This is a genomic window from Chitinophagales bacterium (genome assembly GCA_017303835.1).
Lineage (GTDB): Bacteria > Bacteroidota > Bacteroidia > Chitinophagales > Chitinophagaceae > JAFLBI01.
This window is the reverse complement of the sequence record JAFLBI010000001.1, coordinates 1,346,235-1,366,997: the sequence shown is the minus strand read 5'-3', so window position 1 is coordinate 1,366,997 and position 20,763 is coordinate 1,346,235. Positions and strand designations below refer to the sequence as shown.

General features: G+C 42.8%; 21 protein-coding genes. 12 read left to right on the top strand and 9 right to left on the bottom strand.

Annotated elements, in window-relative coordinates:
* Together J0L83_06290 and J0L83_06285 are read right to left on the bottom strand one after the other, a co-directional pair.
* Positions 1–801 (bottom strand): ParA family protein, encoded by an 801-nt coding sequence (locus J0L83_06290; GenBank protein ID MBN8664158.1) that lies wholly within the window; start codon positions 799–801, stop codon positions 1–3.
* A 15-nt stretch (positions 802–816) separates the two neighbouring features.
* Positions 817–1,497: a metal-dependent hydrolase gene (locus J0L83_06285; protein ID MBN8664157.1), complete on the bottom strand. Its 681-nt coding sequence runs from the start codon at positions 1,495–1,497 to the stop codon at positions 817–819.
* A gap of 169 nt (positions 1,498–1,666) precedes the next feature.
* Here J0L83_06285 and J0L83_06280 point away from each other — a divergent pair, with 169 nt between their 5' ends.
* From J0L83_06280 to porQ, 5 genes are all read left to right on the top strand, one after another.
* Complete coding sequence (locus J0L83_06280; protein MBN8664156.1) at positions 1,667–2,914, top strand: metallophosphoesterase; 1,248 nt, start codon at positions 1,667–1,669, stop codon at positions 2,912–2,914.
* 27 nt (positions 2,915–2,941) lie between these two features.
* Entirely contained in the window at positions 2,942–3,949 is a 1,008-nt protein-coding gene (locus J0L83_06275) for a hypothetical protein (protein MBN8664155.1), read from the top strand.
* A 59-nt stretch (positions 3,950–4,008) separates the two neighbouring features.
* Positions 4,009–4,590 (top strand): PorT family protein, encoded by a 582-nt coding sequence (locus J0L83_06270; protein MBN8664154.1) that lies wholly within the window; start codon positions 4,009–4,011, stop codon positions 4,588–4,590.
* Between the two features lie 174 nt (positions 4,591–4,764).
* Entirely contained in the window at positions 4,765–7,170 is a 2,406-nt protein-coding gene (gene lon / locus J0L83_06265) for an endopeptidase La (protein ID MBN8664153.1), read from the top strand.
* Between the two features lie 180 nt (positions 7,171–7,350).
* Positions 7,351–8,376 carry a type IX secretion system protein PorQ gene (gene porQ / locus J0L83_06260; GenBank protein ID MBN8664152.1) on the top strand — a complete coding sequence of 342 codons (1,026 nt, stop codon included), beginning with the start codon at positions 7,351–7,353 and terminating at the stop codon, positions 8,374–8,376.
* Here the strand turns inward: porQ and J0L83_06255 are convergent.
* The 3 genes from J0L83_06255 to J0L83_06245 are packed head-to-tail and all read right to left on the bottom strand — an operon-like array spanning position 8,371 to position 11,014.
* Positions 8,371–8,910: a GNAT family N-acetyltransferase gene (locus tag J0L83_06255; GenBank protein MBN8664151.1), complete on the bottom strand. Its 540-nt coding sequence runs from the start codon at positions 8,908–8,910 to the stop codon at positions 8,371–8,373. The two genes, porQ and J0L83_06255, sit on opposite strands and share 6 nt — an antisense overlap.
* 11 nt (positions 8,911–8,921) lie before the next feature.
* Positions 8,922–9,920: a biotin synthase BioB gene (gene bioB / locus J0L83_06250; protein MBN8664150.1), complete on the bottom strand. Its 999-nt coding sequence runs from the start codon at positions 9,918–9,920 to the stop codon at positions 8,922–8,924.
* Positions 9,921–9,955: 35 nt separating this feature from the next.
* Positions 9,956–11,014, bottom strand: a complete 1,059-nt coding sequence (locus J0L83_06245; protein MBN8664149.1) for an RluA family pseudouridine synthase — start codon at positions 11,012–11,014, stop codon at positions 9,956–9,958.
* A 43-nt stretch (positions 11,015–11,057) separates the two neighbouring features.
* Here J0L83_06245 and lipB point away from each other — a divergent pair, with 43 nt between their 5' ends.
* Positions 11,058–11,771 carry a lipoyl(octanoyl) transferase LipB gene (gene lipB / locus J0L83_06240; GenBank protein MBN8664148.1) on the top strand — a complete coding sequence of 238 codons (714 nt, stop codon included), beginning with the start codon at positions 11,058–11,060 and terminating at the stop codon, positions 11,769–11,771.
* Here lipB and J0L83_06235 read toward each other — a convergent pair.
* Both J0L83_06235 and J0L83_06230 read right to left on the bottom strand, forming a co-directional pair.
* Complete coding sequence (locus tag J0L83_06235; GenBank protein ID MBN8664147.1) at positions 11,758–12,531, bottom strand: hypothetical protein; 774 nt, start codon at positions 12,529–12,531, stop codon at positions 11,758–11,760. The two genes, lipB and J0L83_06235, sit on opposite strands and share 14 nt — an antisense overlap.
* A 16-nt stretch (positions 12,532–12,547) precedes the next feature.
* Positions 12,548–13,429, bottom strand: a complete 882-nt coding sequence (locus J0L83_06230) for a pyridoxal-phosphate dependent enzyme (GenBank protein MBN8664146.1) — start codon at positions 13,427–13,429, stop codon at positions 12,548–12,550.
* Positions 13,430–13,457: 28 nt separating this feature from the next.
* Here J0L83_06230 and J0L83_06225 point away from each other — a divergent pair, with 28 nt between their 5' ends.
* Positions 13,458–14,372: a nucleotidyltransferase gene (locus tag J0L83_06225; protein ID MBN8664145.1), complete on the top strand. Its 915-nt coding sequence runs from the start codon at positions 13,458–13,460 to the stop codon at positions 14,370–14,372.
* 65 nt (positions 14,373–14,437) lie between these two features.
* Here the strand turns inward: J0L83_06225 and J0L83_06220 are convergent, their stop codons facing one another.
* Positions 14,438–15,544, bottom strand: a complete 1,107-nt coding sequence (locus J0L83_06220) for a trypsin-like peptidase domain-containing protein (GenBank protein ID MBN8664144.1) — start codon at positions 15,542–15,544, stop codon at positions 14,438–14,440.
* A 6-nt stretch (positions 15,545–15,550) separates the two neighbouring features.
* Positions 15,551–16,117, bottom strand: a complete 567-nt coding sequence (locus tag J0L83_06215) for a sigma-70 family RNA polymerase sigma factor (protein MBN8664143.1) — start codon at positions 16,115–16,117, stop codon at positions 15,551–15,553.
* 146 nt (positions 16,118–16,263) lie between these two features.
* On the opposite strand from J0L83_06215, the gene J0L83_06210 reads away from it, so the two are divergent.
* The 5 genes from J0L83_06210 to J0L83_06190 all read left to right on the top strand — a co-directional run bounded on the left by J0L83_06210 (position 16,264) and on the right by J0L83_06190 (position 20,761).
* Positions 16,264–16,446, top strand: a complete 183-nt coding sequence (locus J0L83_06210; GenBank protein MBN8664142.1) for a hypothetical protein — start codon at positions 16,264–16,266, stop codon at positions 16,444–16,446.
* A gap of 359 nt (positions 16,447–16,805) precedes the next feature.
* The gene (locus tag J0L83_06205; GenBank protein ID MBN8664141.1) at positions 16,806–17,642 is read left to right on the top strand and encodes a prephenate dehydratase; all 837 of its coding nucleotides are present in this window, start codon (positions 16,806–16,808) and stop codon (positions 17,640–17,642) included.
* An 8-nt stretch (positions 17,643–17,650) separates the two neighbouring features.
* A complete protein-coding gene (locus J0L83_06200) occupies positions 17,651–18,802 on the top strand; it encodes an aminotransferase class I/II-fold pyridoxal phosphate-dependent enzyme (GenBank protein MBN8664140.1) in 1,152 nt (383 codons plus the stop codon).
* Positions 18,799–19,647, top strand: a complete 849-nt coding sequence (locus J0L83_06195) for a prephenate dehydrogenase (GenBank protein MBN8664139.1) — start codon at positions 18,799–18,801, stop codon at positions 19,645–19,647. Before J0L83_06200 ends, J0L83_06195 begins: the two co-directional genes overlap by 4 nt.
* A gap of 46 nt (positions 19,648–19,693) precedes the next feature.
* On the top strand, positions 19,694–20,761 hold the full coding sequence (locus J0L83_06190) for a bifunctional 3-deoxy-7-phosphoheptulonate synthase/chorismate mutase type II (protein MBN8664138.1): 1,068 nt from the start codon (positions 19,694–19,696) through the stop codon (positions 20,759–20,761).
* Positions 20,762–20,763 lie beyond the last annotated feature (2 nt).

Sequence of the window (20,763 nt, the reverse complement as noted above, 5' to 3'; positions counted from 1 at the left end):
TCACTCAATGATTCTTTCCTCATTGCTCATTTTGGTCATATTGTTCTTTTGCAGAATTTCCTTTGCAAGGTTGAGGTAGTTAACGGCACCCTTGCTGTCTGCATCATACAGAATCACTGGTTTACCTACACTTGGTGCTTCGCTCAGGCGGGTGTTTCTGTGGATGATGGTGGTGAATACCAAATCATCAAAATGTCTGCGTACTTCACTCACTACCTGATTACACAGACGTAAGCGGCCATCATACATGGTCATCAGAATCCCTTCAATCTGCAGGGCAGGATTGAGGCGGTTCTGTACAATCTTGATGGTATTAAGTAATTTGCCCAGACCTTCCAATGCAAAGAATTCGCATTGTACAGGAACTGTCACACTATCAGAAGCAACCAGCGAGTTTACAGTAATCAAACCCAGGGATGGTGAGCAATCGATGATGATAAAATCATAACGATCACGTACCACATCCAAAATATTCTTCATCACATTTTCTCTGTTGGGGTAGTTGATCATTTCAATCTCCGCGCCAACCAGATCTATATGTGAAGGGATCAGGTCTAGATTGGGAATATCTGTTTTTAGAATCACATCATCAGCTTTGGTATTATTCACCATACAGTCGTATAAACTACTGGTGATATTATGCAGATCAAAGCCTACACCTGTGGTGCTGTTTGCCTGAGGATCTGCATCAACCAATAAGGTTTTGTATTCCAGGACAGCGAGACTCGCGGCTACATTAATAGCCGTGGTTGTTTTACCAACACCTCCTTTCTGATTTGCTACGCCGATGATTCTTGCCATTGTTGAGGGTTCTGTTTATAGGTCGATAGTTTCGCCAATGCCGGGCAGTAACAGTGTTTTACCTGCTGCTGCAAATGCCTGCTTGGCTGCTGTTGTATCAATAACGATGTATCCGAATGTGTTGTAATGTACGCCAATGATGGTATTGCACTGAATCATCTCTGCACAAGCAACTGCATCAGCTACATCCATGGTGAAATTATCCCCGATGGGCAATACCGAAAATTTAGGTTTGCCCCAACGAGGCAAGAGTTGCATGTCTAATGTTAATGCGGTATCACCACTGTAATAAAAATCTCCATCCGTACTGCTGATGATAAAGCCCATGGGGTTACCGCCATAGCTGCCATCAGGTAAACCACTGCTGTGGTGGGCTACTACACATTTTACGCTACCAAAATCGAAACTGCGTTTACCACCGGTATTCATGGGGTGAGTATTACTTACGCCCTGATTATTCAACCAGCCTGCAATTTCCCAGCTGCAAATCACCAAAGCACCTGTTTGCTGAGCTATGGACACGCAATCTGCGATATGGTCCGCATGACCATGTGATACCAGAATATAGTCTGCTTTGATTTCACTGATTTGGATATCCTTTGCCAGTTCGTTGCCGGAAATAAAAGGATCGAAGAGCAGGGTTTTACCCTGTACTTCAACAGCAAAACAGGCATGTCCGTAATAAGTGAATTGCATGATTCCGGTTGTTTTTTGGAAAGCCGTCAAAAATACAAGTTCGGCCAGTTCTATTGAAAGAATCTTATCCAGTTTCGGGCCTTAAATGCAGCTATTTCGGCAAATTAACAGCCGATTTTTGGGGAAATTGGCTGGAAAGGTCAATTTTACCGACTTTATACACAAGCTTATGCGCAGCAACGGTACCTGGTGGATTCTTCTGGTGATCATGATTTTATTGGATTGGTATGTTTTTCAGGCCGTTCGGGCGGTAAGCGCCCAGACATCCGATAGAACACGCATGTTCATTTTCGGGGGCTATTGGCTATTATCCGTAGCGGCTTTATTAGCAGTCTTACTTTTTCCATATATCACCGTTTTACAAACTTCTAAGATTTTCCGCAACTATGTTTTTGCCATACTTGCGGGTTTATTCTTTTCAAAAGTGATTGCGGGCAGTTTCTTTTTGTTTGATGATATAAGACGGCTGGTCGTTTTTGCTATGGGCAAAATTTTCCCTAGTTCTGGTGCCAATTTCATGAGTACAGAAGGCACTATCAGTCGCTCTGTTTTTATCAGCTGGTTGGGTCTGGTGTTTGGTGGTGGTTTATTTGGTACCCTGCTGTTTGGATTCAGAAATAAATACAATTATCAGGTTAGGCGCATCAAACTTAATTATCCAAACCTGCCTACTGCTTTCAAAGGCTTGAAAGCGGTGCAGATAAGCGATGTGCACAGTGGTAGTTTTCAAAATAAAGCAGCTGTGAACAAGGGTATTGAGATGATTCTTCAGGAAAAACCTGACCTGATTTTTTTCACTGGTGATCTGGTGAATGATCGTCATGAAGAAATGCTGGAATACATTGATGTGTTTAGTCAATTGAAAGCGCCGTTGGGCGTGTATAGCACACTGGGTAATCATGATTATGGTGACTATGTGCAATGGCCAAGCAAAGAAGTGAAAATGGCTAATCTGGAGAAGCTCAAAGGTATTCACGCACAAATGGGTTGGCGCTTGTTGATGAATGAGCATGTTGTTTTAGAAAGGGGCCAGGAAAAAATTGCAGTCATTGGCATTGAGAACTGGAGTGCCAAAGGACGTTTCCCTAAATACGGCAAAATGGCCGATGCTTATGCCGGTACACAGGAAATTCCTTTTAAGATTTTATTGAGCCATGACCCAAGCCATTGGGAAGCAGAAGTGATTCCACAATACAGCGATGTGGATCTAATGCTGGCCGGACATACGCACGGCATGCAGTTTGGACTGGAAAACCCTTACATTAAATGGAGTCCGGTAAAATGGGTGTATAAGCAATGGGCCGGATTATATTCATCGGGAAAGCAGCATTTATATGTGAACCGTGGTTTTGGTTTTATTGGCTATCCAGGCCGCGTTGGGATCCTTCCGGAGATCACTGTGCTGGAGTTTGCATAAAAGCTGCAACTTTGCATCACCCTTATCATGGCCAATAGGAAAATTTATACAACCCTGCTTGCATTGCTCTTTATTCAACTGGTTTCTGCGCAGGCTGTATTCCGTTCTGCAAAGGATTCTACGGCATATCTGGATAGCTTACGCAAAGAAATTGATTGGTTATTGGACTCATTGGTACAGCCAAAGAGTTATGTGGATTTTAGCATGGGTGTGAGTAATGGATACTTTCTCCAAAAAACAAGTAGCAATGTTGGGGCCACTACAGGAAAAGCATATTACAATCTGAATGCTTCCTATTATCATAAATCAGGCTTTGGTCTTACTGCTAATGCATTAGCAATTGGAGAAGCAGGTGGACTAAATATTTTTCAAACATCCATTTCTCCTTCTTACGACTATCTTAAAGCTAAGAACTGGAACTATGGTGCTTCATTCACAAAATATTTCAATAAGCAAGACCTCACGTTCTATGTGAGTCCGCTCGTGAATGAATGGTACACTTATGCAACGTATAAAGGTGGTTGGTTGCGTACTACCATTGCATTGGATTATGCAACTGGCTCAGAGCAACAATTATCACAATCAACAAGAGCAGTTCGGGTTCGCAATAATCGCGGTGGATTTGATACAGTACGTATCACACAAACTTTTCAGACCAATACCAGTATCAGCGATTTCTCTGTGTTTCTCTCAACACAACATCGCTTCATTATAGGGAACCTTTTTTCTGAAAAAGATCGTTTTAGTATTACCCCTTCTTTATTCTCTGTAGCCGGTACACAGCGCTATGGTACCAACATGCAAGCTTCCACAATTGCGTTCGGTCCGCGCTATGCCAATAATCAATTACTGGGTACACAGAGTACTGTATCAAGAAGTGATTTCCGTTTACAAAACATCAGCCTTGCGCTTCGCGCAGAGTACATGTTAAAGAAATGGTATTTGCAACCTTCTATACTGATTGATTATACCCTTCCATCTGCTTCCCGCCAGTGGAACTTTATTGCCAACCTTACAACAGGTTTAACTTTTTGATGACAAGTACTTGGGCCATATTTGGCACAATCATTGAATCATTAAAGGAAACAATCTGTATGAAAAGAATTTTCTTGTCTTTAAGCATCCTCCTACTTGGCGCTGTAGCCCTGAAGGCACAAAAAGGATTTAGACTTGGCGCAAAACTGGGTGTGAATGCTACCAAACTGGATGGACAATCATTTGAAAGTGGGTTTAATGCATCTTGGCATGCCGGTGCATTTGCAGAACTGGATTTTACCAAGAAGCTGGGTATTCAACCTGAATTATTGTGGTCGCAAACCAAGAGTAGTTTCGTAAGCAATGTATCGGGCTTACCCTCTACATTAACAACACGAGATGTCAGCTTGAATTATTTATCCATTCCTTTATTGCTGCGTTGGAGTCCTAACAAACTGATTACCCTGAATGCGGGTCCGCAGTTCAGCATCCTTATGGATCAGAACAAAAATTTACTGCAGAACGGGCAAGAAGCATTTAAGACTGGCGATTTTGCCGCTGTGGCGGGATTGCAACTTAATCTGCAGTCGCTGCGCGTGTATGGACGCTATGTGGCAGGTATGTCGAACATCAACGATGTAGGCAATAGCGATAAATGGCGTAACCAGCAAATACAAGTAGGCATTGGCTTGAAATTATAACCGATTTTTTCTGAGCAAGCAATCGGGCCCTGGCATATGCCGGGGCTTTTTGCGTCATTTTGTACTGGAAATGCCCTTTTGCAGCCTGTGGCACCAATATTGACAGTAGTTATGCCCTCATGACCGTAGCTTTAGGGCGGGTTGTGGTGTCAATTTGACTTTTGAACAAAGCGTATGAACAAACAGAATATTTTCCTGAGAGCAGAAGACGATTCGGATTTTATGCCCATTATTCCCATTAATGAGCATGATGATACGGATAAGGATATGGAGATTCCTGATGAATTACCGATTCTTCCTTTAAGAAATACAGTGCTTTTTCCGGGTGTTGTATTGCCCATTACTGTGGGTAGGGATAAAAGCATCAAGGCAGTGAACGATGCCTACAAAACGAATAAACTGATAGGGGTGCTGGCACAGAAAGATGCCAATGTGGAAGATCCACAGGTGCATGATCTCTGTGCGGTAGGTACGGTGGCCAAGATTGTGAAGCTGATCAAAATGCCTGATGGTGGTACTACCATCATCATTCAAGGTAAGAAGCGTTTTCAGGTACACGAGATTGTAAGTGAAGACCCTTATTTCAAAGCCAGGGTATCGCTGCTTACAGAAGAAGCGCCAACAAATGAAGAAGATTTTGCGGCTATTGTTAGCAGCATCAAAGATCTGGCATCCAAGATTATTCAGCTATCGCCGAATATTCCTACAGAAGCATCCATCATACTGCGCAATATTGAGCAGCCATCTTTCCTGATCAATTTCGTCAGCAGCAATCTCAACAGCGATCTTGGAGAAAAACAATCGCTATTAGAGATTAATGATTTGCACAAACGTTCAGAAAGGCTGATTCATATTCTGCAGCGTGAATTGCAGTTTGCAGAATTGAAGGATAAGGTTACTGCTAAAACACGCACCGAAATTGATAAGCAACAGCGTGAATATTTTCTGCAGCAACAGCTCAAGAGTATTAAAGAAGAATTGGGTGGCGACAGCAATGAGCGTGAGCTGGCGCAGATGAAGAAGAAAGCAGAAACGAAGAAGTGGACAGATGCCGCGAAGAAATTATTCCAAAGCGGTATTGAAAAGCTCGAGCGTATGCATCCGAGCACACCTGATTATTCTGTTGTGTACAATCACTTGGATTTGATGCTGGACCTGCCCTGGGGCGAATTCACTGAAGACAATTACAACCTGAATAATGCCAAGAAAGTGCTGGATAGCGATCATTATGGCATGCAGAAAATCAAGAACCGCATTATTGAATACCTAGCGGTGCTGAAACTAAAGGGTGATATGAAGAGCCCTATTCTGTGTTTTGTTGGTCCTCCGGGTATTGGTAAAACATCTTTAGGTAAAAGTATCGCACATGCAATTGGTAGAAAATATGTGCGTGTGAGCTTGGGTGGTTTACACGATGAAAGTGAAATCCGCGGTCATAGAAAAACTTATATCGGCGCGATGCCTGGCCGTGTGTTGCAAAACCTCCGCAAAGTGCAATCGTCAAATCCGGTGATGATTCTGGATGAGATTGATAAGATTGGTAATGATTTCAGGGGCGATCCTTCTTCTGCTTTGCTGGAAGTATTGGATCCTGAACAGAACAATAGTTTCTACGATAATTATCTGGAGCTGGAATACGATTTGAGCAAAGTGCTCTTCATCGCTACAGCGAATAACCTGCAGAATATTCAACCTGCATTGCGCGATCGTTTGGAGATCATTGATCTCAGCGGTTATGCTATCGAAGAGAAAGTAGAGATTGCGAAGAAGCACTTGCTGCCCAAGCAAAAAGAAGCACATGGTTTGGCCAAAGTGAGTTTCAATATCAGTGATAAGGTATTGGAAAAGCTGATTGAAAATTATACCAGAGAGAGTGGGGTGCGTGAGCTCGATAGGCAACTGGCTTCTATTATGCGTTATGAAGCGAAAGAATTTGCCATTAAGGGTAAAGTAAAGCGTACGGTTACTTCTAAGGATATTGAAAAGATTTTAGGCTCCAGCAGATACAGCAATGAGATTTATAAAACAGCTAATATGCCGGGTGTGGCTGTTGGCTTGGCCTGGACGTATGTTGGTGGTGATATCTTATTCATTGAAACAGTGTTGAGTGAAGGCAAGGGCGAATTAAAGCTAACTGGTAACCTGGGTAATGTGATGAAAGAGAGTGCTACAACGGCATTAACATATTTGCAAGCCAATGCACGTAAACTGGGCATTCAGCCGGATGAGCTGGCCAAGCATAATGTGCACATTCACGTTCCGGAGGGTGCTGTGCCCAAGGACGGTCCGAGTGCGGGCGTTACCATGCTTTCAGCATTGGCATCTGCATTTACAGGCAGAAAAGTAAAACCCTATCTAGCCATGACGGGGGAAATCACTTTGCGCGGACAGGTATTGCCGGTAGGTGGTATCAAGGAAAAAGTGTTGGCGGCCAAGCGTGCCGGCTTAAAAGAAATCATCCTATGTGCTCAGAACCAAAAGGATGTGGAGGAAATTGACAGCAGCTTTATCAAAGGCCTTGTATTCCACTATGTGAAAACCATGCAACAGGTCTTGGATCTGGCATTGGTACAACCGTAATGTTTAAATTTAACCTAGTGGGATTGCAACAAAATGTTCATCCTCTTGTAATATTGCACATCAACAAGAATTTTTCATGTTGGTTGTTTTAAGGGTTAAGGTCCTCCGTTTCAACGGGGGACATTTTATTTTCAGGCCTTTGCAGCCTCTGATCCTTTGGTTAACTTGGCGCATTATACTATGCGTTCGTTTCTGATCATCATTGCTTTATGGACTTTTACAGCCAATGCACAAACACTGGGAGGCAATGCTGTTTTCAGCTTTCTCAATCTCCCCGGTTCTGCCAGACAAGCGGCACTTGGTGGATACAACATTACAGCAGGTGGGAACGATCTGGGCATGGGCTTTCAGCAACCTGCTTTGTTACGTCCATCTATGCACGGGCAAATTGCCACCAGTATGAACGCATTTCTAGCCGGTATTCAGCAATACAATATCAGTTCAGCCTGGTATCTACCTAAGCAGGATTTCACCCTTGCGGGTGGCATACAATACCTGCAATATGGTAGCATCACACAAACGGATGTTTCAGGGAATGTATTGGGCAGTTTTCGCCCACAAGATTATGTGGTGCAAGTCATGGCATCCAAATCGTATAAAGAACACTGGTGGCTGGGCACTAGTTTGAAATACGTGCATTCCAATTATGGGCAGTATCGTGCATCAGGAATAGCGGCAGATATCAGTGTTTTGTTTAGTGATACTACTCGTTTGTTACAGGCTGCATTTTTGGTAAGAAATCTGGGAACGCAAATCAGTACCTATGCACCAGGTGGGGCAAAAGAGGAAATGCCATTCGATATTCAATTGGGCATCACTAAAAAATTAGCGCAAGCACCTTTGCAATTTTCATTAACAGCACATCAGCTACAGCGCTTCAATATCTACTACAACGATCCTGGTTTCAATGAAGCTGAGGGTAACACAGCAAAGCCATCATTCGGCCGAAAGCTGATGAGCCATTTGATTTTGTCAGCACAATTTTTTCCGAGTGAAAAGCTCGAGATCAATACAGGCTATAATTTTCTTCGAAGAAATGATTTAAATGTATTCAATGCATCCTATGGCTTAAACGGATTCACGATGGGTGTTGGTCTGTTATTGAAGCGATTGCATATTCGTTATGCAACGGGCTTTTATCAGCGCAATACTTTTCATCAATTCTCCATCAACCTCGACAGAGGGGGTAAAGCATTGGGCTTATAAGGGCAGATACATATCCAGGTTACAGCCATGGTGTATAAAACTACCCAATTCAATAAAACCATTTTTACGATAGTATTGAATGGCTTGTTCATTATCGCATTGAACTCCGCCCCAGAGTACCAGTGCCTGCATATTGGCTGATTTAGCTAATGCAATGGTTTCTTGTAATAAGCGTTTACCCAATCCCTTTCCCTGCCATGCATCTGCAACAGATGGTGCATAATTCATACACTGTGTTGCGGCAGGTAAATCTGTATAGGTTGTGTATCGTTGTAAGTCGTGTTGAAATGCTTCTTGTCTGAAAGCTGCATAACCAATGATAGCTTCCTGCTTTGTGTCTATTGCAATCAAAGCGCCAAGCCTTGGGTCTTGTTGATAGAAAGCTTGAATGGCGTTTTCCGCATATCCATGAGGTGCAAATCTTTGTTGGGTAGCAGCAGATAGTCTCAAAAGATAATCAGATAAATGCGCAGCGTCTTCCAGACTAAATCGCCTGATAAGAATGTTCTGCTCAGCAATGGTCATGCGCAACATGGTGTACCAACTTAAGCAGGCACCACTTCGTGCAGGTATTGCTTTTCTTCTTTGAAAGCTTCACGTGGATGCAGACCTAACAAATCAAACATGCGATGATCGTCTTCAAAGCTTGGGTTAGGTGTGGTGAGCAATTTATCACCGGCAAAAATGCTATTTGCGCCAGCCATAAAACACAAAGCTTGTTCTGCCACACTCATATCGGTTCTACCGGCGCTCAAACGCACCATGGTCTTAGGCATAAGTATGCGTGCAGTCGCAATCATACGTACCATATCCCATACATCTACTTTTCTGTTATGCTCTAATGGTGTGCCTTTTACTGGAACCAAGGCATTGATGGGCACACTTTCCGGATGCTCAGGCATGGTGCACAAAGTGTAAAGCATTTTGATACGGTCTTCGTGTGTTTCGCCCAGACCAATAATACCACCACAGCAAACGGTTACGCCTGCTTTTCGCACATTGTCTAATGTTTGCAAACGATCATCGTAAGTTCTGGTAGTAATGATTTCGCTATAATGTTCTTCGCTGGTATCCAAGTTGTGGTTGTAAGCATACAAACCAGCATCGGCTAGTTTCTTCGCTTGATCTTCAGTCAGCATACCCAAAGTACAGCATACTTCCATGCCCATTTCATTCACACCTTTCACCATATCCAAAACGCGATCGAAGTCGCGATTATCTCTTACTTCTCTCCAGGCAGCACCCATGCAGAAACGGGTAGAACCTGCTGCTTTTGCTTTAGCTGCGTACTCAAGTACATCTTCTTTCTTCATCAAAGCATGCACATCCACACCAGTGCTATAGCGTGCAGCTTGCGGGCAATAGGCACAATCTTCAGAACAGCCGCCTGTTTTGATACTCAGTAAAGTACAAACCTGTACTTCAGCAGTATCATTATACTTTCTGTGCAGACTTGCAGCACGGAATACCAATTCAAGTAGTGGGGTGTTATAGATAGATTGAATTTCTTCAATACTCCAGTTATTACGAATATCAGCAGACATAATCTTTGTGTTTGATGGAACAAATATAGGTGAGCTTATTCCTCGCTACCACCTTTGTGCGCGAAATATCTACGCCATTTATCAATAACGCCCTGCATATCCTCGGGCAGTGGTGCTTCAAAATGCATGGGCTCTTTGGTACGTGGATGGATAAAGCCTAGTGTTCTGGCGTGCAAAGCACATCTGGGACAGATTGCAAAGCAATTGTCCACGAATTGTTTGTATTTAGTATAGACAGTGCCTTTCAGGATGCGGTCGCCACCATATTCCCAGTCGTTAAATAATGTGTGGCCAATATGTTTCATGTGTACACGAATCTGGTGGGTACGGCCTGTTTCTAAGACACATTCTACCAGACTCACGTAATGGAATCTTTCAATAACGGAGTAATGGGTAATGGCATGCTTACCCGTTTCACCTTCCGGATAAGCTGCAAACATTTTTCTGAACTGGTGGTGCCGTGCAATATGCGCGTTGATGGTACCCTGATCTTCTTCCACATTACCCCAAACCAGTGCAGCATATTTTCGGTTCACCGTATGGTTGAAAAACTGTTTGGCTAAGTGAGCAGCCGCATCAGCTGTTTTGGCTAATACTATTAATCCGGTAGTGTTCTTATCAATTCTGTGCACCAAGCCATAACGTGGTAGGGATTCTTCATCCAGGTTCGGATTTTGTTGCAGTAAATGCCAGGCCACACCATTCAGGAGGGTCCCTGTATAATTGCCCACACCCGGATGCACCACCATATTCGGTGGCTTATTGATCACCATGATATCGGCATCTTCATACACGATATTCAAGTTCATCTGCTCGGGCCTTACTTCGGTATGCTCCGGATTGATGAGGCTCATCAGTAAAATCTCATCGCCCGGACGAACCTTATAATTGCTCTTAACAATTTTTCCGTTTACGGTCAGAAAACCAGCATCAATACCTTGTTGAATCTTGTTACGGGTAGCACCTTCCATGCGCATCTGTACCCATTTGTCGATGCGTAGCGGCTCCTGACCCTTATCTACTTTAAAGGTCTTTCGTTCGTATAGTTCATCGGGCGATTCTTCCAAAAGCCCGTCTTTCTCTTCGTCCAGCATGGCGCAAAAGTAAGTGCATTGTTGCAGAGTGTACATTTGCAGCATGCAGGAAGTGATTTTTCAGGATTTAGGCCACAAATCTTATAAAGAAGTCTGGGATTATCAGGAGCTATTACTGAAGCAGAATGTTGACCTGAAGCAGGCTGCATTTATATCGCCCCAAAGCGATGTAAAACAGGTTGATACCCAGCATCATTTACTTTTTGTAGAGCATTCGCCAGTGTACACCTTGGGTAAAAGTGGTAAAGAAGAACATGTACTGATCAGCGAAGCGGAGAGAGCAGAAAGGGGCATTGAGTATTTTCATATCAATCGTGGTGGTGATATCACATTTCATGGTCCGGAACAATTGGTGGGCTATCCCATTCTTGATTTGGATAAATTCAAAACGGATTTAGGCTGGTACCTGCGTAGTTTGGAAGAAGTGATCATTCTAACCATGGCAGATTATGGATTGAAGGGTGCGCGTAGTAGTGGTGAAACAGGTGTTTGGTTGGATCCGGATATCAAAGGAAAGGAAAGAAAAATCTGCGCCATGGGTATCAAGTGCAGCAGGTGGATTACCATGCATGGTTTTGCATTCAATATCAATACTGATTTGCGCTATTTCGATTATATCGTTCCCTGTGGTATTCAGGATAAGGCGGTAACTTCTTTAGAGAAAGAATTGGGTCATACAGTACCCATGGAAGAAGTAAAGCAGAAAGTGCTGACACATTTTCAAGCCGTTTTTCAATGTCATATCAGCGGATTGTGATGCTGTTTTTCTCTATTAAATGCATATTCTCATACAGCTCGTAGTAATAACTACCTGCTTGCATGAAATTTGTTTTTTCTACAATCAATATTGGGGAATTGATATTATCAAGTTGAAGGATGATCAATCCCTTATTGTCTTTGAATAGTAAGCGATATTGATAATCCATGACAGCACTGCCTAGCCTGATTTCAACATGGCCATCCGCATTAATACTAATCTTACCACTAGCATTGTTGACGCCATTTTCTGTTTCCTGCAGCAATTCAATTTCGCCAGGCCCTTTTGCCAATATTTCTAACCTTGGATTGCGCGATACAGAATCCTTCCAGCTTTTAAAATGATGAAAGGGTAATGTTCTGATCAGTTTGCCCTTCATCCATATATGAATCATTCCTTTTTTATCCGGCTCAAATAATTGCTGTAAAGCAGCTTTGGGTGTGGTAAAAAAATACTGATCTCCATTCAACACGTAAAAGATGCGGTAGTAATACTTCTTGAACAGTCCGGGCGGGCGATCAATAAATCCGTTTTCCGGTAATTGGGGCGAGTTAGTAGAGAAGATAGTAGCAAATCCTGTTTTATTGCCAACAGCTCTTTGAACACTCAGTTGTTTCAAGTTTTTGCCGAAAGGGTTTTGCCAGCTGATACGATACCCTTTTGCCGGTACTGTTTCCAAAGTAAAATCAGGCAGGGTCTCTTGTCCCCAAGTACTGAAAGAGATCAATAAAAAGCAAATAAGGCAATAGCGGATCTGCATACCCAAATATACAGTTTCAGAAAGGGAGTGCGCCTGCAGGCAGAGAGGCATTTCCTTGTAAGCCGCCAGTATGTATCAGCAGTAGTTTGGATTGTGGTGGGAAATAAGCTTTTAGTATTAGATCATGCACGGCATAAAACAGTTTACCAGTATAGACAATATCTGATGGTAGCTGATCTTTATTCCATAAGTCTGTCATAAATGCGATCAACTCAGGTGTATGCTTGGCATATCCGCCAAAATGATACTCATGGATTAACTGTATGCGTGTATCTAATTCAGCAGGCAATAATGCAGCGATTTCTTGTTGCAAACTGGTATTGTTTTTCATGCTGCTGATACCAATGACCTGAGTTTTTTCAGGTGCACCGTTTATTAATCCCGCCAGCGTTGTGCCCGAACCAACCATACAAATGATATGCGTGTATGAGTCCTGAGGAATATGTTGCCAAATGCTTACAGCGCCTTTTACACCCAAAGCACCATAGCCGCCTTCTGGAATCAGGTACTGATTTGGCGTTGGCTGAAAATTGGATTTCAGGGCATCATAGGATCTTGGTTCCTGAAAGCTGAATTGCATACCTAGTGCTGAGGCCGATGTGAGGGTTGGGGTTTCAAGGGGTTGATAACTGCGTATAAAACCAGATGCAGATAAGCCTGCTATTTTACAAGCAAGTGCCGTAGCCGCAATGTGGTTGGAATAGGGGCCGCCGAAAGTGATGATTTCCCTGCATCCATGCTGTTTAGCCGCTTCCAGATAGTAGCGCAATTTGAACCATTTATTGCCACTGATAACCGGATGTAGTTCGTCCAGGCGCAAAACATCTGTATAAACGCCTCTTTTAGAGAGACTTAAGCATGTATTAATCCTGATATGGTCTGCCAATTGATGCTGCATCCTATATTTGCCGAATCGGGAGGCAAAGATGAGTCAAACAACGAAACCAACACTGGTGATTCTGGCTGCTGGTATGGCCAGTCGCTACGGCAGTATGAAGCAAACCCAATCTTTTGGGCCAAGCGGAGAAACCATTATGGAGTATTCCATTTATGATGCCATACGTGCCGGATTCGGTAAAGTGGTCTTCATTATCCGCGAAGACTTTGCAGAAAGTTTTAAACAAGCAATCGAGCCAAAATTCAGCGATAAGATTCAGATTGATTATGTATTTCAGAGTCTGGACAAATTCACGGAAGGTTGGGCAATTCCAGAAACAAGGGTAAAGCCCTGGGGAACCGGTCATGCATTGCTTTGTTGCAAGGGTAAAGTGAATGAGCCATTTGCAGTGATCAACGCGGATGATTTTTATGGTCGTGATGCATTTGCAAAAGCTGCAAATTTTCTCAATAATGAATGCAATGAGCAATTATATAGCATCATTGGCTACTACCTGAAAAATACTTTGAGTGAAAATGGTAGCGTGAGTAGAGGTGTATGTGAGGTGAGTGCAGACCAATTGCTGGAATCCATTCATGAGCGTACCAAGATTTACCGCAACGAAGAAGGTGAAGTGGTGTATGAAGATGAGTCAGGTATTTATCCTGTTTCTGCAGATAGTGCAGTGAGCATGAATTTCTTCTGTTTTCATCCCAATATTCTTGCTTTGTGTGAGGAGCAGTTTCAGGCTTTCCTGAAGCGTAACTTCAAAGACCCTAAGGCTGAGTTCTTTATTCCTTTTGTGGTGAATTATTTCATTAATCATCAGCTTGGTAAAGTAAAAGTAGTTCCTACCACTTCACAGTGGTTTGGTGTAACCTATAAGGAAGATGCGCCAGGTGTTCAGGCCAGTATCAATCAATTGGTTGGTTCCGGTGAATACCCCAATAATCTTTGGTTATAGCATCATCCATAAAAAAACAAAAGGCGCATCATTGATGCGCCTTTTGTTTATCTGGTCTAAAGAAATTAGTTCTTATTGAAAGCTTTCACCAGGAATACATAGTCTTCCATTTCTTTCACCTGGTTGGTTCTGTTCATACCCTTTAAAGAGCTGTGCGTAGCTACGCGTACTTTCTGAAAAGCGGTATCATCTTTTTTCAGTGCATCAATCAGCTGGTAAATATTCTTACTCTTTACAGCAAAAGCAACACCTTCAGCAGTAGCTTGTCTGGTACTCAGGATACCAACTACCTCACCATTTTTGTTCAGCACAGGCGCGCCTGAACTACCGGGGTTGGCGCTCATTTGCAACTGGAAACTTACGCTGTCGCCATTAAAGCCGGTTCTGGCACTCAGGTAACCGAGGTTATAAGAGATTTCATTTCTGGGGTAACCGAGTGTAAAGATTTCTTCACCAAGATCTGCTGTTTGCTTACGAATACCATAGGGTAGTGAGCGGAAGGCTTTGAAATCAGCATCATCAATTTTGAGGATGGCAATATCTTTCTCTGCGTCTGTATAAGCAATCACTGCTTTGAATTCATCGCCCTTGCTATTTACCACAACGGCAGAAGTACCACGAACCACGTGGGCATTGGTAACCAGATAACCTTTAGGATCAATCAGGAAGCCGGTACCGCCACCGACCATTTTAGCATCGGCAGGGATTTTACCTTTTACTTCATTGATCAGGTTACCCTGATATTGTTGATTGCGTTTGATCACCGCGATATCGCGGCTCAGCTGCTGTATTTGAGAATGGTTAACGGGAGCGAAATAAGCTACCAAACCGCTGATCAGTAGAGCAATACCACCACCAACGGAAGCGGCAATCGCAGTTACACGGCGGTATTTGTTCCAAAGCTGGATTACTCGGCCTTTGGCTGAAAGGGTGCCACCTTCATTGATATCACCTTTATTCAACAATTGTTGATGCGCATGCTGTAGGTTATGCTTCAATGCAGTACGGTCGGCATAAAAGTCCATCTGGTGCAGAAACATATTATGCTCCACCACCATCTGATCTATCTCAGGTGTTTTTTTACGCAGATCTTCAAACCAACGCTTTTCCTCTGCGCTCATCTGACCGCTGAGGTATTTTTCGATGGTTTCTAATAATAAAATGTCTTCCATAATCACTTACTCCCCGATATTATATTGTGCGAAAAACAGTTTTTTCAAACGCATCAGGCATTTGTATTTCTGGTTCTTCGCATTATCTGCGTTGGTGTAGCCGAAGGCTGCAGCTATTCGCTGCATATCCTGCTTTTGCAGGTAAAAGGCCTCCAGCAGGCTTTTGCAGGGTTCGCCCAGGCTGTTTAGCGCCCGGTCCATGATAGCGAACTCGGCATTACGTTTCTCATGAATCTCCAAGTCTTCTTCCACCGGAACAGTCTCATCCAGATTGTCCAACGTGTTTGAATAGCGTCCAGTCTGCTGTAATCGTTTAAGCCAGAGTCGCCTGCATACGGAATATACATAGGTTTTAATTTGACAGGTTAATACAAATGATTCGCTTTGTGCTTTTTCATATAGCGTAATCATTGCCTCCTGAAAAATATCCCTGGCGTCGTCATAAGAACCGTTGTTATTGAGAATGAAAGCTTGTACCATGTTAAAGTTGTCCTTATAAATGGTCTCAATAGCTCTTGAGTCGTTGCTAGCCAGTCCTTTCAGCAATAATTGTTCGTTAGTATCGGCTTTCACTTTCTGCCTATTAATACGGTTCGGGGTGGAAAAGTAACCCAAGATAGGCCGAAAAAAAATTTTTCAAAATTTCTGTATAAGCCGGGTTACCTTCTGTCGATTCCCGTATTAATATCAAAATTCACTCACAACAAAAGCTCATCAAAATGAAAAAAGTACTTGCCTTACTGGCTATCGCCGGTTTCGTAGCTTGTAACAGTGGCGAAAGCACTGAAGCTAAAACTGATTCTCCTGCCGTTGCTGTTGATTCAACTGTAGCTCCTGCTGTTGACTCTGCTGCTCCTGCTGTTGATTCAGCTGCTGCCGCTGCTGATACTACCAAGAAGTAATTTCTCGGTACAGTGCGTAAGGGGTTCCTGCTTGCTGCCTAAGGGCGCCGAAAGGCCGGGAACAGTGTGACTAAATATTTTCATATGGCAAGCAATCGTTAGAGGCCGTTCCGTTTCCACGGAAGGGCTTTTTTCGTTTTATACTAACGCTGGTTAGTGTTATTCGACAAAAATTATTTCCATTCATTCAATTGGTTGGCTATATTTGGTTCATCATGCAGCAATTCATCCGTCATAGCTGGTTTTATTTTGGTTACTTTTTTTTCTATTTCAACAGAAATGGCCGGGTGGTGCTTGCTACAATCTAAACTCAAACTAAAAAGCATACGATCCCGGCCTAAAGCCGGGATTTTTATTTTATGGCGATAAAAGTCTCGATACAGGGTTATGAAGGCAGTTTCCATCAGGTGGCAGCACGGCATCTGTTTGGAAAAGATGTGGAAGTGTTACCATGCGCCACTTTTCGAGAAGTGGTGAAACTCGCACTAGATAAGAAAGCCACTGACTTTGGTTTGATGGCTATTGAAAATTCTTTAGCCGGTAGTATTCTGCCCAACTATCATCTTTTACATCAGAATAAACTGAAAGTGGTGGGTGAATTATACCTGCACATCAGTCAGAACCTCTTGGTGAACCCTGGTGTGAAGCTCGCTGATATCAAAGAAGTGCATAGTCACCCTATGGCCTTACTACAGTGTTTGGATTTTTTAGGGAAGCATGCATTCAAACTGGTAGAAACAGAAGATACTGCGCTTAGTGCGAAACACCTGCACCAACATCGAAGTAAAACTACCGCGGCAATCGCTAGTAAATTGGCTGCTGAATTATATGGACTGAAAGTGCTGGCGCCCGATATTCAAACGCAGAAAAACAATATCACTAGATTCTTGGTGTTACGAAGAGAGAAAGAAGCAGTTATTCCACAAAACGCAGATAAGGCATCCGTGTATTTTCAAACCAATCATACCAAAGGTATACTGGCAAAAGTCTTGGGCATCATAGCAGAAGGTGGAATCAATCTGAGCAAGCTGCAAAGCATGCCCATACCAGGTAGCAACTTTAAATATGGTTTTTATGCTGATATGGAGTTTCAGGAAGTTGCACAGTTTGAAGCAGTAATGGAATCATTAGAATCAGCAACCAATAATCTTCGGGTATTTGGTATGTATAAAAAAGGAAAACGCATCAAAGGATGAGTATACAGATTAGTACAGCAAAGCGATTAGATGGTATTGGTGAATACTATTTCTCACAAAAGTTGAGAGAAATCGAACTATTGAACCAGCAAGGAAAGCAGATCATTAATTTGGGTATTGGTAGTCCCGATTTACCACCACACCCGGATGTGATTCGCGTTTTGCAAGAGGAGAGTGCCAAGCCTAATACACATGCTTATCAATCATACAAAGGTTCACCTGTATTGCGCAAAGCTGTAACCGATTGGTATCAGCGTTGGTATAATGTTTCTTTAAATCCAGATACAGAAGTGCTGCCATTGATTGGTAGCAAAGAAGGTATTATGCATATCTGCATGACTTACTTGAATGATGGCGATCAGGCATTGATTCCCGATCCGGGTTATCCTACTTATAGCAGTGCTGTGAAGTTAGCAGGTGGTGAACCTGTGCCTTATCACCTGAGTGAAGCACACGGTTGGTTTCCTGATTTTGCTTTACTTGAAGAGATGGATTTACGAAAGGTGAAATTGATGTGGGTGAATTATCCGCATATGCCTACCGGACAAGTACCTGATACCAGTAAGTTTGAAGAGTTGGTGGCATTTGGTAGAAAACACCATATCCTAATCTGCCATGATAATCCCTACAGTTTCATCTTGAATGAACAACCAACCAGTTTGCTGGCTGTAGATGGTGCAAAAGATGTGGTACTTGAGTTGAACTCACTCAGTAAGAGTAAAAATATGGCTGGCTGGCGTGTAGGTATGTTGTGTGCGGCTAAAGAAAGAATCAATGAAGTCTTACGCTTTAAAAGTAATATGGACAGTGGTATGTTTTTGCCAGTGCAGTTGGCTGCAGCAAAAGCATTGAGTTTGGATAAATCATGGTATGATGAAGTAAATGCTATTTATGCAGCAAGAAGGGAAAAAGTATTTGAATTGCTCGACTTATTGAAATGTCGCTACAGCAAAGATCAGGTGGGTATGTTTGTTTGGGCATCAATACCGGAAGGTGAAGTGAGTGGATATAGTTTGAGCGACAAAATCCTGTATGGTGCGAATGTATTTATTACACCAGGCGGCATTTTTGGTAAAGCGGGTGAACAATATATCCGCATCAGTCTTTGCGGCAGTGTTACCTTATTTGAACAAGCGATTGAAAGAATACAACAATTATGACAGCGGCGATTATTGGTACAGGTTTGATAGGCGGCTCAATGGCCATAGCATTAAAAGCACATGGCTTGGCAGATACGATTATAGGTGTTGACGCCAGCGAAGCGCATGCGGCACGTGCATTGGAATTGCAATTGGTTGATGGGATACTTCCATTAAAAGAAGCAGTACAAGCAGCAAAGCTGGTGGTGATGGCAGTGCCTGTTGATGCGATGAATGAAATATTGCCACAAGTATTACAGGCAGCTAATCAGCAGCAAGTTGTTATGGATGTTGGCTCTACCAAAGAACCCATCTGTGCATTGGCAGCGGTTTGCGATAATGCTGGTCGTTTTGTTGCTACGCACCCCATGTGGGGCACAGAGTTCAGTGGCCCTGATGCAGCGGTGAAAGGTGCGTTCAGCGGTAAAGCAACAGTGATTTGTAATAAAGAAGCAAGTGATGCAGATGCTGTAGCCTTGGTTGAACAAATCTATCAGCAATTGCAGATGCATATTTTGTATATGACAGCAGCAGCACACGATGTGCATGTGGCTTATATTAGTCATATCTCGCACATCACTTCATTTGCATTGGCCAATACTGTATTGGAGAAAGAAAAAGAAGAAGATGCCATTTTTGAATTGGCGAGTGGTGGTTTTGAGAGTACGGTACGTCTGGCAAAGAGTAACCCCGCTATGTGGGTGCCTATTCTGATGCAGAACAGGGAAAATGTATTGGATGTTTTAAATGAACATATTTCACAGCTGCGCAAATTCAAAGCCTGTCTGGAAAAAGAGAACTATGATTATCTGCGCGAATTGATGGAACAAGCCAATACCATTCGTAAAGTCCTGAACAGAAATTAAACATCATCATACAATCAAATATCTTTATATGCAAGCAACCGCAACCATGAAAGAAAAAGTACAAGCCATTTTATCCAAAGCGCCCATTATTATATCGGGTCCCTGCAGTGCAGAAACAGAAGAACAATTATTGGCAACTGCGCAACGATTAGCTAACACAGGTAAAATTGATATGCTGCGTGCAGGTATCTGGAAACCCAGAACACGTCCCGGTAGTTTTGAAGGGGTAGGTGTAAAGGGTTTACCTTGGTTATTACAAGCAAAGAAAATTACCGACTTGCCTACAACGGTGGAAGTGGCTACTGGTAAGCAAGTTGAAGACGCGCTGAATTTTGATGTAGATGTGTTGTGGGTTGGTGCAAGAACAACGGTGAATCCTTTTTCAGTGCAAGAAGTTGCTGATGCATTACGTGGTGTAGATGTACCTGTCCTAATTAAGAACCCAATTAATCCGGATTTGGAATTGTGGACAGGTGCAGTAGAACGTATTGCCAAAGCAGGTATCAAGACAATCGGTTTAATCCATCGCGGTTTCAGCTCTTATGGTAATACAGAATACCGTAATGCGCCTATGTGGCACTTAGCGATTGAGATGAAACGTCGTAATCCCGGCATGATCATGATCAATGATCCATCCCATATTTCAGGTAGAAGAGATATTCTGTTAGATGTATCGCAGAAAGCCATTAACCTTGATTTTGATGGATTGATGATTGAATCGCATATTGATCCGGATAATGCTTGGAGTGATGCAAAACAGCAGATTACGCCGGAGCGTTTGGCTGAAATGCTGGAGGAAATTGTTTGGAGAAAAGATGATGTGGATTCAGAAGCATTTCATGCTGCATTGGAGAAGTTGCGTCAGCAGATCAATCATTTGGATGATGAATTGATGCAATTGTTGGGACAAAGAATGAAGATTGCAGAGAAGATTGGTCAGTATAAGAAGGACAACAATATCACCATTCTGCAAACCAATCGTTGGAATGAGATTTTGGAGCGCGCGTATAAGAAAGGTGATGTGTTGGGCTTGAGCAAAGAGTTTGTTACTAAGTACCTGGATGCGGTGCATTTGGAAAGTATCAACCACCAGAACAGAATCATGAACGACTAAGC

What these genes read in the sequence shown, in the direction of transcription:
- J0L83_06290 (MBN8664158.1), bottom strand. Translation starts at nt 801, where the DNA reads ATGGCAAGAATCATCGGCGTAGCAAATCAGAAAGGAGGTGTTGGTAAA.
- J0L83_06285 (MBN8664157.1), bottom strand. Translation starts at nt 1,497, where the DNA reads ATGCAATTCACTTATTACGGACATGCCTGTTTTGCTGTTGAAGTACAG.
- J0L83_06280 (MBN8664156.1), top strand. Translation starts at nt 1,667, where the DNA reads ATGCGCAGCAACGGTACCTGGTGGATTCTTCTGGTGATCATGATTTTA.
- J0L83_06275 (MBN8664155.1), top strand. Translation starts at nt 2,942, where the DNA reads ATGGCCAATAGGAAAATTTATACAACCCTGCTTGCATTGCTCTTTATT.
- J0L83_06270 (MBN8664154.1), top strand. Translation starts at nt 4,009, where the DNA reads ATGAAAAGAATTTTCTTGTCTTTAAGCATCCTCCTACTTGGCGCTGTA.
- lon (MBN8664153.1), top strand. Translation starts at nt 4,765, where the DNA reads ATGAACAAACAGAATATTTTCCTGAGAGCAGAAGACGATTCGGATTTT.
- porQ (MBN8664152.1), top strand. Translation starts at nt 7,351, where the DNA reads ATGCGTTCGTTTCTGATCATCATTGCTTTATGGACTTTTACAGCCAAT.
- J0L83_06255 (MBN8664151.1), bottom strand. Translation starts at nt 8,910, where the DNA reads ATGTTGCGCATGACCATTGCTGAGCAGAACATTCTTATCAGGCGATTT.
- bioB (MBN8664150.1), bottom strand. Translation starts at nt 9,920, where the DNA reads ATGTCTGCTGATATTCGTAATAACTGGAGTATTGAAGAAATTCAATCT.
- J0L83_06245 (MBN8664149.1), bottom strand. Translation starts at nt 11,014, where the DNA reads ATGCTGGACGAAGAGAAAGACGGGCTTTTGGAAGAATCGCCCGATGAA.
- lipB (MBN8664148.1), top strand. Translation starts at nt 11,058, where the DNA reads ATGCAGGAAGTGATTTTTCAGGATTTAGGCCACAAATCTTATAAAGAA.
- J0L83_06235 (MBN8664147.1), bottom strand. Translation starts at nt 12,531, where the DNA reads ATGCAGATCCGCTATTGCCTTATTTGCTTTTTATTGATCTCTTTCAGT.
- J0L83_06230 (MBN8664146.1), bottom strand. Translation starts at nt 13,429, where the DNA reads ATGCAGCATCAATTGGCAGACCATATCAGGATTAATACATGCTTAAGT.
- J0L83_06225 (MBN8664145.1), top strand. Translation starts at nt 13,458, where the DNA reads ATGAGTCAAACAACGAAACCAACACTGGTGATTCTGGCTGCTGGTATG.
- J0L83_06220 (MBN8664144.1), bottom strand. Translation starts at nt 15,544, where the DNA reads ATGGAAGACATTTTATTATTAGAAACCATCGAAAAATACCTCAGCGGT.
- J0L83_06210 (MBN8664142.1), top strand. Translation starts at nt 16,264, where the DNA reads ATGAAAAAAGTACTTGCCTTACTGGCTATCGCCGGTTTCGTAGCTTGT.
- J0L83_06205 (MBN8664141.1), top strand. Translation starts at nt 16,806, where the DNA reads ATGGCGATAAAAGTCTCGATACAGGGTTATGAAGGCAGTTTCCATCAG.
- J0L83_06195 (MBN8664139.1), top strand. Translation starts at nt 18,799, where the DNA reads ATGACAGCGGCGATTATTGGTACAGGTTTGATAGGCGGCTCAATGGCC.
- J0L83_06190 (MBN8664138.1), top strand. Translation starts at nt 19,694, where the DNA reads ATGAAAGAAAAAGTACAAGCCATTTTATCCAAAGCGCCCATTATTATA.